Genomic DNA, 13962 nt, shown 5'->3' with positions numbered 1-13962 from the left:
GATCGCCGCCAGGAAGGCGCGCCGCCGATGACGCGGCGCGCCGTTCGAGCTTGGGTCTGGGTGCATCGCTGGAGCAGCCTGATCTGCACGCTGTTCGCGCTGCTGCTCTGCCTCACCGGGCTGCCGCTGATCTTCAAGGACGAGCTTGGTCCTGACCTGAAGCTCGCAGCCACGACGGCGGTGCCGGGCGCGGCCTCGGTGGACGCGATGATCACGCAGGCCGTGGCGGCGCGGCCCGGCGAGGTGGTGCCGTATCTGTTCTACGATCGGGATCATCCGATTCTGAAGGTGCCGACCGCAGCCTCGATGACGGCCGATCCGGCGACGTTTCACTATCAGGTGTTCGACACCCGCACCGGAGAGCAGATTGAGGTGCCGCAGCCGAACGAGGGCTTCCTGTATGTGATGACGCGGCTGCATCTCGATCTGTTTGCCGGGGTGCCGGGCACGCTGTTTCTCGGCTTCATGGGACTTCTTCTGGTGGTTGCGATCGTGTCCGGCGTGGTGCTGTACGGTCCGTTCACGCGGCGTCTTGCGTTCGGCGTCGTCCGGACGGACGGCAGCCGCCGGCGGACATGGCTCGACCTGCACAATCTGCTCGGCATCGTGACGCTCGCCTGGTTCGGCGTTGTCAGCTTTACCGGCGTCATCAATACGCTGGCGGCGCCGGTCGAGCTCGCCTGGCAGGCCAACCAGCTCGTCGAGATGGCATCGCAGGCGAAGCCGGCGTCCGGCGAGAGCCGGCACGCATCGATCGACGACGTACTGCGCGACGTCCGCACCGCGGTGCCCGGCATGAACGTGATGACGGTGGCATTTCCCGGCACGCCGTTCGCCACGCCGTCGCACGTCGCGATCTTTCTCACCGGCAACACGCCGATCACCAGCCGCATTCTCAAACCGGCGCTCGCCGATGCGTCGATCGGGCAGGTGGTCTCGGTCCGCGACATGCCATGGTATGCGACCGCGCTGTTCATGTCCCAGCCGCTGCATTTCGGCGACTATGGCGGGCTGCCGCTGAAGATCATCTGGGCGCTGTTCGACGTCGCGACGATCGTGGTGCTGATCAGCGGGCTGTATCTGTGGGGAGCGAAACGCCCGCGCCGTGGCGCTGATGCGGATGCTGGCAGATCCGCATCATGAGCGCGTTGCGACGACAATGGCTGTGGCCGATCGCGCTCGCGGCTTCGACCCTCTGCGGATTGCTGTCCGCATTGGCCGGCGAGGGCGGCCTGTGGTGGCTGCTATGCTGGGTCGCGCTGGGGGTGCCGCTGGTGACGATCGCGCTGTGCGTTGCGAGACGCCGCAGCAGCGGCGGCCGTTGATCCGGTTTCCGCTCAGGTTTCCACCGGCACCGTGGCGTTGGGCTGCGGCACGGCCTCCTCGATCGTCTCACGGATCGAGTCGATGGCGCGTTCGGCGGCGCGGGCACCGTGGGCGATGATCTCGTCGGCGCGGTGGAAGTCGAACCAGCCGATCCGGCCGACCCGTGGCGAGATCAGCAGGTCGGGCGGATCGCCGGCGAGCCGCGCCCGGGTGATGCGGTCCTGCATGATGTTGAAGGCGTCGGTCATCACTTTGGAAATGCCGGGACGTTCCGGACTGCCGAACAGTTCCTGCTTGACGAAGCGCTCTGGCGAGAAGAACCGGGTGAAGCCGCGCTTCTGCGCCGGCGGCTCCTCGGGTTCCGGCACGACCGGGTCGGCAACCGGGTTGCCGTGTGAGAAGATCGTGGTGCCATGGCCGAACACGTCGCTGGACACGTTTGCGGCGATCACGATTTCGGCGCCGAGGGCGCGCGCGGCGGAGACCGGAACCGGATTGACCAGCGCGCCGTCGACCAGCCAGCGATCGCCGATCAGCACCGGCGAGAAGATGCCAGGCAGTGCATAGGAAGCGCGGACGGCATCGACGATGCGGCCGTGGGTGAGCCAGATCTCGTGACCGGTTGCCACTTCGGTGGCGACGCTGGCGAATTTCTGGCCGAGATCCTGGATCAGGATCGGACCGAGGGTGGCATCGAGCTGTGCGGCGAGTTTGCTGCCGCCGATCAGGCCGGAGCCATTGAGCCGGATGTCGAGATAGCCGAAGATGTTGCGGGGCTGCAGCCGCCGCGCCCATTCCTCCAGCGTGTCGAGATGGCCTGCCACATAGGCTCCGCCGACCACCGCGCCGATCGAGGTGCCGACCACCACGTCGGGCGTAATGCCGTGCGACAGCAGCGTGCGCAGGATACCGATATGCGCAAAACCGCGCGCGGCGCCGCCGCCGAGCGCCAAGCCGATCACCGGCCGGCGGATCGGGTCGAGGCCGACCTTGTCCTGTGCCGCCGGTTGCGTTTGCCCGCGTCCGATCAGGTTTTCGAGCACGGTTGTCTCCTCAGCTTGCCGCCGTTGCGGCCGGTCCATTTCGCGATTCGCGCCGGATCGTGCCACGTCGTTTCGAATGCATGATTAATGCCTTGGGCGGCCGGGACTAGGAGAAAATCGTGACGCAATCACGAACAGCACGACCATACCGCCGATCGCCCGGCCGGCCTGGCCCGGCGTTGGACCGGCTTGAATTTGCCGCGTTTTCGGTGAAAACCATCACGATGATTTGCAGGGGTAACATCGTCGGGAGCCGTCCGCGGGGGACAGCTCGGTGGGTGCTGGTTGCGGCGTGCGCAATGTCGCTCACCCAGCCCGCCGCAGCGCAATTGTTCAGCGACCGGCCGCCCCCGGTGCCGCCGGCTTCCGTGCCGGAGCCGCCGGCCGGCGGGGCGATCAGCCTCGCTCCGCAGTCCGGCCCGGCCGCCGCCCCGAATCTGCCGGGGCCGCTGACCCAGCCGCCGGTCGCCGCGGTGGCGCCGCCGGCGATGTCGCCGCTGCCTCCCGTGACGGCGGCGCCGCAGGGCGTGCTGGCGCTGAGCGCGCGCTACGGCAAGGACCAGCCGGTGATCAACAGCGGTCTGGTGTGGCGGGTCTATTCCGATCGCCCCGACGACAGCGGTTCGATCAAGCTGGTGCGCGAGGACCACGGCGCCACACCGAACATCCTGCTGCCGCCGGGCAATTACGTGGTGCACGTCGCGCTCGGCCTGGTCAGCGCGGTGCGGCCGGTGACGGTGAAGTCCGACACCGAGCGCGAGAATTTCCTACTGCCCGCCGGCGGCCTGCGGATCGAAGGCAAGGTCGGCAGCTCGCGGATTCCGTCGAACCAGATCTCGTTCACGATCTACAAGGGCAGCCAGTTCGACAACGCCCAGCGCGCGGCGCTGCTGCCCAACGTTGCCGCCGGCGACGTCGCGCTGGTACCGGAAGGCACCTATTACATCGTCTCCAATTACGGCGACGCCAATTCGGTGGTGCGCTCCGACATCCGGGTTCAGGCCGGCAAGCTGACAGACGTCACCATCACCCACCGCGCCGCGGTGATCACCTTGAAACTGGTCAGCGAAAAGGGCGGCGAGGCGCTGGCCAACACCTCGTGGTCGGTGCTGACTCCGGGCGGCGACGTCATCAAGGAATCGATCGGCGCCTTTCCGCGCGTCGTGCTGTCGGAAGGCGAGTACCGCGCCATTGCCAAGAACGAAGGCAAGGTATTCGAGCGCGGCTTCAACGTCGTCAACGGCGTCGACGGCGAGGTCGAGGTGCTGGCACGCTGAGCATCGCGCCGGTTGCACGTCTGACGCGACCGGTTGTGAGCTTCATGCTGCTGTACGTGCGGCGTCACAATGGTGAACGCGGGATAACCATCGCACGACTTAAAAGCTTCATATTCAGTGGTTTTTCCGCGACGAGCCGGTTCGTTTACATCGTCTTAATCGGGAATAGCTCGACTGCGCCGCAGTTCTCATCCGCGGGGCGCTACTCGTGTCGGCTGCCGTCACTCAAATTTCCGAAAATCCGATCAACCAGCTTGCTTCCGACTTAACCGTACTGCAGCGCAAGTGGTACGCGGCGATCCAGCCGGGACAGTCGCTGCCGAGCTACGAAGAGGTGATGCTGGGCAGCCTTGGTCGTCTGGCTGATCATCTGGTGCTGCTGGAGATCGACGGCGAGACGCCGGAGGTGTCGCGCACCGGCCGATACGCCCAGCAATGGCTCGGCGACGAGCGCTGGGACATTCCGCTCGACGCGCTGTCGCCGGACTGCGGCACCGCGCTGGCGCAGGCCGCTTCCGGTGCGCTGCAGAACAAGCGGCCGCATCTCGGCACCGCGCATTGCGTCCGCGACGGCATCGTGCAGCGCTACACGCTGCTGGCGCTGCCGACCGCCTCGCGCTGGGGCGGCACTCTGGTCGGCGTCTATGTCAACGAAGAACGCCACCGCTACAATCTGCTCGACGCGATCTTCTCCTCGACCGACGACGGCATTGTCGCGCTGACCGCAATTCGCGGGCCCGACCGCAAGCCGTTCGATTTCCAGATCGTGCACGTCAACTCCGGCGCCTCGGAATTACTGGGACGGTCGGTCGCTGCGCTGCGCTGGAGCCGGCTGTCGGTCGGGCATCATTTGCTGTGCACGCCCGACGTCGCCGGGCGATTGATCGATCTGGTCGATTCCGATTCCAGCATCACCTTCGCGGTCGACAGCGGCGACCGCAATCTCAGCCTCAGCGCCACCGCATTCGGCGACGTCGTCTCGGTGACGATCTCCGACGTCACCTCGCTGAAGAAGCGCGAGGAGTCGTTCCGCCTGCTGTTCGACGGCAACCCGATGCCGATGTGGGTGTTCGACGCCCAGACCTTCGAATTTCTCAGCGTCAACGACGCCGCGGTGGCGCATTACGGCTATCCGCGCGAGCAGTTTCTGCGGATGTCGCTGCGCGAGATCTGGCCGCGCGAAGAGTGGATCGCGCACGGCCAGACCCTGCTGGAGATGCGCGACAGCTATCAGTCCGAAGGCAACTGGCGCCACGTCAAGGCCGACGGCTCCGAGATCCACGTCCTGACCTTCGGCCGCCGCGTCGTGTTCGACGGTCGCGACGGCTTTCTGGTCGCGGTGGTCGACATCACCGAGCGACGCAAGGCCGAAGCCAAGATCGCCCATATGGCGCATCACGACGGGCTCACCAACCTGCCGAACCGAGCATTGTATCAGCAGCGGCTGGAGCAGGCGCTGGCGCAGGCCCGCGGCAGCGGCACCATGGTCGCGGTGATGTGCGTCGACCTCGATCTGTTCAAGAACGTCAACGACTCGTTCGGTCACCCGACCGGCGACCGGCTGCTGCAATGCGTCGCCGAGCGGCTGCGGCAGCAGGTCGGCGACGGCGATCTGGTGGCGCGGCTCGGCGGCGACGAGTTCGCGATCGTGTTGACCTCGCTGGCGACGCCGAACGAAGCCGGCAGCTTCGCGGCGCGGCTGATCGAGATCCTGAGCGCGCCCTACGACATGGACGGGCTCGAAGTGGTGATCGGCGCCTCGATCGGGATCGCGCTGGCGCCGTCCGACGGCGACGAATGCGAGGCGCTCTCGCGCAACGCCGACATGGCGCTGTACCGGGCCAAGGCGGCGGGCGGCGGCTGTCACCATTTCTTCGAGAAGGAGATGGACCGCCAGGCCCAGATCCGCCGCGACATGGAGCTCGACCTGCGGCAGGCGTTCGCGCGCGGCGAATTCGAGCTGCACTATCAGCCGCTGATCGATCTTGCCGAAGACCGGATCGGCGGCTTCGAGACGCTGCTGCGCTGGCGCCACCCCGAGCGCGGCATGATCTCGCCGTCCGACTTCATCCCGGTGGCCGAGGACATCGGCCTGATCGTCGGCCTCGGCGAGTGGGTGCTGCGGCAGGCGTGCCTGGAGGCGGCGTCGTGGCCGTCCGACGTCAAGGTCGCGGTCAATCTGTCGCCGGTGCAATTCCGCAGCCGCAATCTGGTGCAGGTGGTGATCTCGGCGCTGGCGCAGTCGAGCCTGGTGCCCCACCGGCTCGAACTGGAGATCACCGAGTCGCTGTTTCTCGCCGACAGCGAAGCCAACCTCGCCACGCTGCATCAGCTCCGCAGTCTGGGCGTGCGGATCTCGATGGACGATTTCGGCACCGGCTACTCGTCGCTCAGCTATCTGCGCAGCTTCCCGTTCGACAAGATCAAGATCGACCGCTCGTTCGTGAAGGATCTCGCCGAGCGGCCGGACTGCCTCGCGATCGTCCGCGCCATCGCCGGTCTCGGCCGCAGCCTGGACATCACCACGCTGGCGGAGGGCGTCGAAACCGTCGAACAACTGGACGCGCTGCGCGCCGAAGGCTGCCACGAGGTGCAAGGATTCCTGTTCAGCCCGGCGCGGCCGTCCTCTGAAATTCACCCCCTGCTGACGCGGTTCGGACGGCAGGCGTCGAAGGCGGCGTAGCGGCGCCCGACGAATGGCCGGGGCTGAGTTTTCGACTCAGTGCTAAGCTGCTTTCAGGGCCACTAACAACTCGGTCCTGGAGCGCGCGCCATGTGCATCGCCTGCAATCCAGCATTCCAGTTCGCATTCCGCTCACTGTCGCTGCCGTCGCGCCGCAAGGTATTGAAGGGTGCGGCCGCGTTGAGCGCGAGCGTCCCGTTCGCTGCCGAGGCGGTGGTATCCAGGTCAGCGAAAGCCGATGGTGGTATCAACGCGCGGCTGACGAGCGCACTCGGCGGCGAGCAGGTCGCCGGAGCCGCAGTGCCGGTGACGATCTTCACCGCCAGGAAGTTCATCACCATGGAGCGTGGCGCGCCGGAGGCGACCGCGGTCGCCGTCGCCGGCAAGCGGATCGTTGCGGTCGGCTCGCTCGATCAGGTCAAGGCGGCGTTGGGCGACCGTTCATTCACGGTGGACGAGACGTTCGCGGCCAAGATCGTGACGCCGGGACTGATCGACCAGCACCTGCACCCGGTGCTTGGCGCACTCACGCTGGCGGTCGAGGTGATCGCGCCGGAGGATTGGGTGCTGCCGGGCGGCACCCACAAGGCGGCCGGCAGCGCCGACGCCTATCAGGCGCGGCTGAAGGCGGCCGATGCCAAGCTCGACAAGCTCGACGCCTGGCTGCTGACCTGGGGCTATCACGCGCTGTGGCACGGCAAGCTCGACCGCGCCGCGCTCGATGCCATCAGCCCGACCCGGCCGATCGCGGTGTGGCATCGCTCCTGTCACGAGTTCTATCTGAACACCCCGGCGCTGGCGGCGCTCGGCATCACCGAGGCGATGACGCAGAACCAGGGGCAGGCGAGCGAGCAGTCGAACTGGCGCGAGGGGCATTTCTGGGAGGGCGGCCTCAACCTGATGATGACGCCGATGATGAAGGTGCTGGCGACGCCGGAGCGGCTCGCCTTCGGGCTGAAGCAGATGGTGAGCTATCTGCACGCCAACGGCGTCACCGCCTATATGGAGCCGGGCGCCCTCTACACCCCGGACATGTGGAAGCTGTACGAGCAGATCCTCGGTGCCCCCGACACCCCGATGTACTCCACCTTCATCGCCGACGGCCGCGGCATCGTCGACCGCGTCGGGCTCGACGGCGCGCTCGATGCGGTGGAAGCGCAGATCGCGGTGGCGCCCGAAGCGCCGGGCCGCAAGCTGATGTTCTTCCCCGGCCAGATCAAGCTGTTCGCGGACGGCGCCATCATCTCGCAGTTGATGCAGATGAAGGACGGCTATCTCGACGGCCATCAGGGCGAGTGGATCATACCGCCGGACGAATTGGAGCGCCGCGCCCGGCTGTTCTGGAACGCCGGCTATCAGATTCACACCCACGTCAACGGCGATCTCGGCCTGGAGAAGCTGCTCGACATTCTGGAGAAGCTGAACGCCGAGCACCCGCGCGCCGATCATCGCAGCGTGATCGTGCACTTCGCCAATTCGACCGAAGATCAGGTGGCACGAATCAAGCGCCTCGGCGCACTGGTCAGCGCCAATCCGTACTACACGACGGGTTTTGCGGATAAATACAGCGCGGTGGGCCTCGGGCCGGAGCGGGCGGACGCGATGGTCAGAGCCAAGTCGGTGCTCGATCAGGGCGTACCGCTGTCCTATCACTCCGATCTGCCGATGGCGCCGAGCGCGCCGCTGTATCTGGCATGGTGCGGTGTCAACCGGATCACCCCGTCCGGCCGTGTCGCCGGTCCGGAGCAGCGCGTCTCGGTCGATGCAGCGCTGCGCGCGATCACCATCGAGGCGGCGTATTCCTGGCGCCACGAGGACTACCTCGGCAGCATCGCGCCGGGCAAGATCGCCAACTTCACGGTGCTCGAGCAGGATCCCTATGCGGTGCCGCCGGAGCGGCTCAAGGATGTGTCGATCTGGGGGACGGTGTTCGAAGGACGGGTGTTTCCGGCCGGCCGCGGTTAGCGCGCTGGACGGCCGCGGTGCGCCGTGAGCGGACCGCAGCCGGAAGCTCGAACGCGCTTAGAACCGCGTCACGATCTCGTTCAGCGTCGGGCGCGGCCGGTCTTCGATGTCCTTCGGCCGCGTGCCGATATGGATGAAACCGGCGAGCTTCTCGTCGCCGCGCAGGCCGAGCCTGCTCAGCACTTCGGGATCGAACGCGATCCAGCCGGTCAGCCAGTTGGCGCCGTAGCCGAGCGCGGTCGCGGCCGAGACGATGTTCATGCAGCTCGCGCCGGCAGATAGCTCCTGCTCCCACACCGGCACCTTGGGATGCGGCTTCGGCGACGACACCACCGCGATCACCAGCGGCGCTTCGCACAGCCGCGCTTTTTCGGCGGCGATCTCGGCGGCGGTCGCCTCGGGATGCTTGCGGGCGAACACCTCGGCGATCACCTCGCCGGCACGGGCGCGGGCGTCGCCTTCGAACACGATGAACCGCCACGGCGCGATCTTGCCATGGTCCGGCACGCGGGCGCCGATCGTCAGGATGGTCTCCAGCTCGTCGGGCGAGGGGCCGGGGCCGGTCATCTCGCGCGGCTTCACCGAGCGGCGGGTTTTGAAGAATTCGATCGGGTCGGAAATGGCTGCTCTCCATCTGCTCCAGCGCCGCCCGCGGCACCGGTCCGCGGGCGCACGCTTCGGCCGGCAATCTATCGCATGTCGGCGCAAGGTTCGATCAGAACCGTACCAATCCTGCGGCTCGACCATCGCGCTTGGCAGTAGGAAAAGCTTGCCGCCGCCGGCAATTGCCGCCGCGATGCGCGCAACGACCGCCGCGCGATCGTGTTGATCGGACAAGACTTCTTCGTGGCGCGAAGTTTGCAGCCCCACCACCGCTCGGACCAATTTGGAGCGGGGGGCGCATCATGAATATCACCGACCGACACGGCCACGTGCTGACGCCGTACATGCACGTGACCAAGGCGGATTCGGAGAAGTCCACCAACAAGAACGGGCTCGCTTTCGAAGGCGACGTCTACAGCTTCGCGGACCTGATGAAGGCGCATCCGGAAGCGGTGCGTAAAGTCACCTCCGCCGAGGTCGACGAGATCGCGCGCGTCTGGCTGCAGCAGCAGGAGACGGCGCCGCGCGGCGGCTCCGACAACGAGCCGGACGACGTCTACGCCACCGTCAAGGTCGGCAATCAGGTGGTGGCGAAGCTGTACAATGGCGGCATCGCCGAGATGAGCAACGCCACCGCGTCCGCGGTCAGCGGTCTCGACGAGCCGTCCCTGGTTGGCCCGGCGCTGGCGCAATGGCGGGCGGAGACCTACGCCAGGCTGCTCGGCGGCAACGTCGAGATCGCCGATACCGCCAAGGCGCAAAGCGAATGGACGCCGCGCTCCGGCACCGCGCCGCAATACAGCCGCGCCGAACTCGATGCGGCGATCGCCGCGATGCAGAAGGGCACCACCCAGTCCCCCGAGCTCGACCGCAGCGCGTAAGCTGGTTTTCGACGTGGCAGAGGGGGGGGCGCCGTTGCCGCTTCGCTTTCAACTTGGTCCCAGGCTGGGACTATGCTAGATTGCGCAGGTGAGGGTGATAGCGCTCAGCACGATCAAGTCGTTTCTCGCCCGACCGGGCCACGACGATGCGCGTGAACCGTTGATGGCGTGGTTCACCCACGTCCGGTCGGCGGATTGGACGCGCCCGGCGGATCTGAAACGGGATATCCGCTCCGTCAGCATCCTGAAAGACGGCCGCGCGGTATTCAACGTCGCGGGCAACAAGTACCGGGTCGTGGTCTGGATCAACTATCCCTATCGCGTGGTTTATATCCGCTTCGTCGGAACGCATCGCGATTACGATGCGATCGACGCACAAACCGTTTGAGGTCGCCATGGACATAGCTCCGATCAAGTCACAGCGCGATTATCGCCGTGCCCTCAAGCAGATCGAGGAACTGATGAATGCGCGGCGGAATACGCCGGAGGGCGATCGGCTGGACGTGCTGGTGACCTTGGTGGAAGCCTGGGAGCGCAAGCACTACCCGCTCGATCTGCCCGATCCGGTCGAAGCGATCCGCTATCACATGGAGCAGAACGATCTGCAGCCCCGCGACCTGATCCCGTTCATCGGCAGTCGCAATCGGGTGCACGAGGTGCTCAATCGCAAGCGCGATCTGACGTTGCCGATGATCCGGAAATTGCATCAGGGGCTCGGCATCCCGGCCGAGTCCCTGATCAAGAGCGTAGGCGAGGCGGCCTGACGCCGCCTCGACTTGGTCTCGGTCAGGCCGCCCCGCGCATCCGCTTGACATCCGGCGGGGTCGCCTCGTCGACCAGCGCGGCGATCGCCTCGTCGGTCGGCATCACCTTCTGGCCCTCGCTGCCGAGGCGGCGGACGGAGACCGAGTGGGTCTCGGCTTCCTTCTTGCCGACCACCAGCAGGGCGGGGACCTTGGCGAGCGAATGCTCGCGCACCTTGAAGTTGATCTTCTCGTTGCGCAGATCGATGTCGGCGCGCAGGCCGGCCTTGCGCAGCGCCGCCAGCACCTTCTTGGCGTACTCGTCGCCTTCCGACGTGATCGTGGTGACGACGACCTGCACCGGCGCCAGCCACAGCGGGAAGTTGCCGGCGTAGTGCTCGATCAGGATGCCGGTGAAGCGCTCCATCGAGCCGCAGATCGCGCGATGCACCATCACCGGCGCCTTCTTGGCGCCGTCGGCGTCGATGTAGAACGCGCCGAACCGTTCCGGCAGGTTGAAGTCGACCTGCGTGGTGCCGCACTGCCAGTCGCGGCCGATCGCGTCGCGCAGCACGTATTCGAACTTCGGCCCGTAGAACGCGCCTTCGCCCGGGTTGATCTCGGTCTTGATGCGGTTGCCGCCCTTGGCCTTGATCTCGGACAGCACCGTGGCCATCACGCGCTCGGCGTGATCCCACATCTCGTCGGTGCCGACCCGCTTGTCGGGCCGGGTCGACAGCTTCACCGTCAGTTCGCCCTCGAAGCCGAAGTCCGAATAGGTCGACAGGATCAGGTCGTTGATCTTGATGCACTCCTCGGCGAGCTGCGCCTCGGTGCAGAACACGTGGGCGTCGTCCTGGGTGAAGCCGCGCACCCGCATCAGGCCGTGCATCGCGCCCGACGGCTCGTAGCGATGTACCACGCCGAACTCGGCCATCCGCAGCGGCAGGTCGCGGTAGCTCTTCAGGCCGTGCTTGAAGATCTGGACGTGGCCGGGACAGTTCATCGGCTTCAGCGCGAACCAGCGCTTGTCTTCGGCGTCCTCGCCGGCCGATTGCGCCGCGAACATGTTCTCGCGGTACCACTCCCAGTGCCCCGAGGTTTCCCACAGCACCTTGTCGAGGATCTGCGGCGCGTTGACCTCGTCGTAGTCGCCCGCGAGGCGCCGGCGCATGTAGCCGACCAGTGACTGGAACAGGCTCCAGCCCTTGGCGTGCCAGAACACAACGCCCGGACCTTCCTCCTGGAAGTGGAACAGGTCGAGTTCACGGCCGAGCTTGCGGTGGTCGCGCTTCTCGGCTTCCTCGATCTGGTGCAGGTAGGCGTCGAGATCTTCCTGCTTGGCCCAGGCAGTGCCGTAGATCCGGGTCAGCATCGGGTTGTTGCTGTCGCCGCGCCAATACGCGCCGGCCACCTTCATCAGCTTGAAGGCGGTGCCGATCTTGCCGGTCGAGGTCATGTGCGGGCCGCGGCACAGATCGAACCACTCGCCCTGCTTGTAGATCTTGATGGTCTGGTCTTCGGGAATGGCGTCGACCAGCTCGACCTTGAACGCCTCGCCGTTGTCGGCGAACACCTTCTTGGCTTCGTCGCGGGTCCAGACTTCCTTGGTGAACGGTTTGTCGCGCGCGATGATCTCGCGCATCTTCTTCTCGATCGCGGCGAAGTCTTCCGGGGTGAACGGCTCGTTGCGGAAGAAGTCGTAGTAGAAGCCGTTCTCGATCACCGGGCCGATCGTGACCTGGGTGCCCGGCCACAGGCTCTGCACCGCTTCGGCGAGCACGTGGGCGCAATCGTGCCGGATCAGTTCCAGCGCGCGGCCGTCGTCGCGGGCGACGAAGTCGATGGCGGCGTTGTCTTCGATCGGATCGGCGAGATCGGTCAGCGTGCCGTTCAGCGCCATCACGACGGTGCGCTTGGCGAGCGAGGGCGAAATGCCCTTGGCGATGTCGAGCCCGGTGGTGCCGCGGGGGTATTCGCGGGTCTTGCCGTCGGGGAAGGTGATGGTGATCTGGTCCATGGGGGCTACCGGCTTGAGGTTGGAGAGCGTGTATTGGAAGCCGGAGGTGGACGCGGAAGGCTTGTCGCCCGAAAGCTTGTCGCCCGAAGTCTTGTCGGTCATCGGAAGGCTCCTCTGGCTCACTCCTGCGTACGAGCGCAGGTAAGCGGAAAGGGGCTGTATAGCAGGGGAATCGGACGATTCAAGGATTGTCCAGTGGTTTTCGGGCGAGGGGTGTCCAGCTTGGCATATTTTAGCTTCCTTGAATCCCTCGCCGTGCGACTGCGTCGATGACCCGCTGATTCAATCCAACACGTATTCTCATTTGAGCCGAGCTGAGATTTCGTCTCTGTTTGGTGTCTTGGAGAAAACCATACTCCCAGGAATTGAACAGATTTGCCCTGTAAAAAAATGCGATCGAATCTTCATTGAGTGACTTTGTGACGTCTCGTCGAATTCGCTTCAATGCCGCGAAGATCAGGTCCGAGCGAATGCCCATGAACCGCTTTACACATACATTCCCCACTTCGGCTGTGACTTGAGTGATGGTGTTCTTAATTACGCATATTTCGATTATTGGATAGTGCTGACAAAGGCACGTCTCTTGATGGTCAGATTCATAAATATCAATCAGCACCCACTCTCGACAGGCTGTGATCCAGTCTGTTGCTCTACTCAGCTTGAGAATTTCTGATTGAAGAATCTTGAAATTGTAGCCGTCACCCATGACCACCTCGCATCGTCATGTCCGGATTTTCTCTAAAAGATTATCACATACAAAAAACAGTATTGGTTGGTGCCCGAATCTCTGTACTTACATCGGGATTCTTTCGTCTTGTTAATTTGTGCCGAAGCTTCCGATCTCGTTGGATCTGTTAATCTGAGGCTCAGCCGAGCAGGGGCAGGTCACGCGCAAGGTCGGCGGGGTGCCTCCATAGGTCGCTGAAAACTGAGGTGAGGCGGCTCTTAGGCCGCCTCTTCATCGTCATCGGGCGCATTCAGTCTGAGCTCAATGTCGAAAGTCAGATCCATTGGTAGATCGATTGGTTCTTTGTCAGCATTGATCGAGTTCCAATGCATGATGTCCAGTGTTAATTGAAGACCGTCACCCACCATCTGCTCTCGCCGTGTCACCGCAGATTTGAGAAACGGTCCACGTTCAGCCTCGTCGATATCAATCCAGAGGTGAAGTTGTTGGCCACCGCGTCGTTCCACGAAGGAGTGATTCACTCGGTATGGACGACCAGTAGCAAGGTCGCGCTTCGTCTCCTCGCGAGCCGCATCAGCGAATTGCTTCGCCAACAACTCTAAAGGGTCTTGCGGGATTGGAAGAGGCCAGCCCTTGCCGGCTGCCCACTTCGCGACTCTCTTCATGTCGACAACGCGTTCCCCAGTCTCGTCTTTGTAAGACCGGATCAGGCGTTGCATCTCGCGCTTCTTTG

The 13962-nt window shown here is 64.9% G+C and carries 12 protein-coding genes; 8 read left to right on the top strand and 4 right to left on the bottom strand.

Annotated elements, in window-relative coordinates:
* Positions 1-27: 27 nt before the first annotated feature.
* Together DWA33_RS02390 and DWA33_RS02385 are read left to right on the top strand one after the other, a co-directional pair.
* Positions 28-1143: a PepSY-associated TM helix domain-containing protein gene (locus DWA33_RS02390; protein ID WP_114356486.1), complete on the top strand. Its 1116-nt coding sequence runs from the start codon at positions 28-30 to the stop codon at positions 1141-1143.
* Positions 1140-1325, top strand: coding sequence for a hypothetical protein (locus DWA33_RS02385; protein WP_114356485.1), 186 nt, complete (start codon positions 1140-1142; stop codon positions 1323-1325). Before DWA33_RS02390 ends, DWA33_RS02385 begins: the two co-directional genes overlap by 4 nt.
* A 12-nt stretch (positions 1326-1337) precedes the next feature.
* Here DWA33_RS02385 and DWA33_RS02380 read toward each other — a convergent pair whose 3' ends face one another.
* Positions 1338-2369 (bottom strand): patatin-like phospholipase family protein, encoded by a 1032-nt coding sequence (locus DWA33_RS02380; protein WP_114356603.1) that lies wholly within the window; start codon positions 2367-2369, stop codon positions 1338-1340.
* A 224-nt stretch (positions 2370-2593) separates the two neighbouring features.
* Here DWA33_RS02380 and DWA33_RS02375 point away from each other — a divergent pair, with 224 nt between their 5' ends.
* The 3 genes from DWA33_RS02375 (at position 2594) to DWA33_RS02365 (ending at position 8294) form a co-directional block, all read left to right on the top strand.
* A complete protein-coding gene (locus DWA33_RS02375) occupies positions 2594-3646 on the top strand; it encodes a hypothetical protein (protein WP_114356602.1) in 1053 nt (350 codons plus the stop codon).
* Between the two features lie 208 nt (positions 3647-3854).
* Positions 3855-6329 (top strand): putative bifunctional diguanylate cyclase/phosphodiesterase, encoded by a 2475-nt coding sequence (locus DWA33_RS02370; protein WP_114356484.1) that lies wholly within the window; start codon positions 3855-3857, stop codon positions 6327-6329.
* Between the two features lie 90 nt (positions 6330-6419).
* Entirely contained in the window at positions 6420-8294 is a 1875-nt protein-coding gene (locus tag DWA33_RS02365; protein WP_114356483.1) for an amidohydrolase, read from the top strand.
* Positions 8295-8351: 57 nt separating this feature from the next.
* Here the strand turns inward: DWA33_RS02365 and DWA33_RS02360 are convergent, their stop codons facing one another.
* Complete coding sequence (locus DWA33_RS02360; RefSeq protein ID WP_114356601.1) at positions 8352-8915, bottom strand: nitroreductase family protein; 564 nt, start codon at positions 8913-8915, stop codon at positions 8352-8354.
* Between the two features lie 284 nt (positions 8916-9199).
* Here DWA33_RS02360 and DWA33_RS02355 point away from each other — a divergent pair, with 284 nt between their 5' ends.
* From DWA33_RS02355 to DWA33_RS02345, 3 genes are all read left to right on the top strand, one after another.
* Positions 9200-9778 carry a hypothetical protein gene (locus DWA33_RS02355; RefSeq protein ID WP_114356482.1) on the top strand — a complete coding sequence of 193 codons (579 nt, stop codon included), beginning with the start codon at positions 9200-9202 and terminating at the stop codon, positions 9776-9778.
* 94 nt (positions 9779-9872) lie between these two features.
* Complete coding sequence (locus DWA33_RS02350; RefSeq protein WP_244601183.1) at positions 9873-10166, top strand: type II toxin-antitoxin system HigB family toxin; 294 nt, start codon at positions 9873-9875, stop codon at positions 10164-10166.
* Positions 10167-10173: 7 nt separating this feature from the next.
* Positions 10174-10542 carry a helix-turn-helix domain-containing protein gene (locus DWA33_RS02345; RefSeq protein WP_114356480.1) on the top strand — a complete coding sequence of 123 codons (369 nt, stop codon included), beginning with the start codon at positions 10174-10176 and terminating at the stop codon, positions 10540-10542.
* Between the two features lie 22 nt (positions 10543-10564).
* Here DWA33_RS02345 and thrS read toward each other — a convergent pair whose 3' ends face one another.
* Positions 10565-12643 (bottom strand): threonine--tRNA ligase, encoded by a 2079-nt coding sequence (gene thrS / locus DWA33_RS02340; protein ID WP_167443106.1) that lies wholly within the window; start codon positions 12641-12643, stop codon positions 10565-10567.
* Between the two features lie 843 nt (positions 12644-13486).
* Positions 13487-13948 carry a hypothetical protein gene (locus tag DWA33_RS02330; RefSeq protein WP_208639111.1) on the bottom strand — a complete coding sequence of 154 codons (462 nt, stop codon included), beginning with the start codon at positions 13946-13948 and terminating at the stop codon, positions 13487-13489.
* Between the last annotated feature and the right edge of the window lie 14 nt (positions 13949-13962).

Source organism: Rhodopseudomonas pentothenatexigens, assembly GCF_900218015.1.
Classification (GTDB): Bacteria; Pseudomonadota; Alphaproteobacteria; order Rhizobiales; family Xanthobacteraceae; genus Rhodopseudomonas; species Rhodopseudomonas pentothenatexigens.
This window is presented reverse-complemented; position numbering and strand designations above follow the sequence as displayed.

Coding starts and splice junctions, on each gene's coding strand:
- DWA33_RS02390 (WP_114356486.1), top strand. CDS start 28: ATGACGCGGCGCGCCGTTCGAGCTTGGGTCTGGGTGCATCGCTGGAGC.
- DWA33_RS02375 (WP_114356602.1), top strand. CDS start 2,594: ATGATTTGCAGGGGTAACATCGTCGGGAGCCGTCCGCGGGGGACAGCT.
- DWA33_RS02330 (WP_208639111.1), bottom strand. CDS start 13,948: ATGCAACGCCTGATCCGGTCTTACAAAGACGAGACTGGGGAACGCGTT.
- DWA33_RS02365 (WP_114356483.1), top strand. CDS start 6,420: ATGTGCATCGCCTGCAATCCAGCATTCCAGTTCGCATTCCGCTCACTG.
- DWA33_RS02345 (WP_114356480.1), top strand. CDS start 10,174: ATGGACATAGCTCCGATCAAGTCACAGCGCGATTATCGCCGTGCCCTC.
- thrS (WP_167443106.1), bottom strand. CDS start 12,643: ATGACCGACAAGACTTCGGGCGACAAGCTTTCGGGCGACAAGCCTTCC.
- DWA33_RS02355 (WP_114356482.1), top strand. CDS start 9,200: ATGAATATCACCGACCGACACGGCCACGTGCTGACGCCGTACATGCAC.
- DWA33_RS02385 (WP_114356485.1), top strand. CDS start 1,140: ATGAGCGCGTTGCGACGACAATGGCTGTGGCCGATCGCGCTCGCGGCT.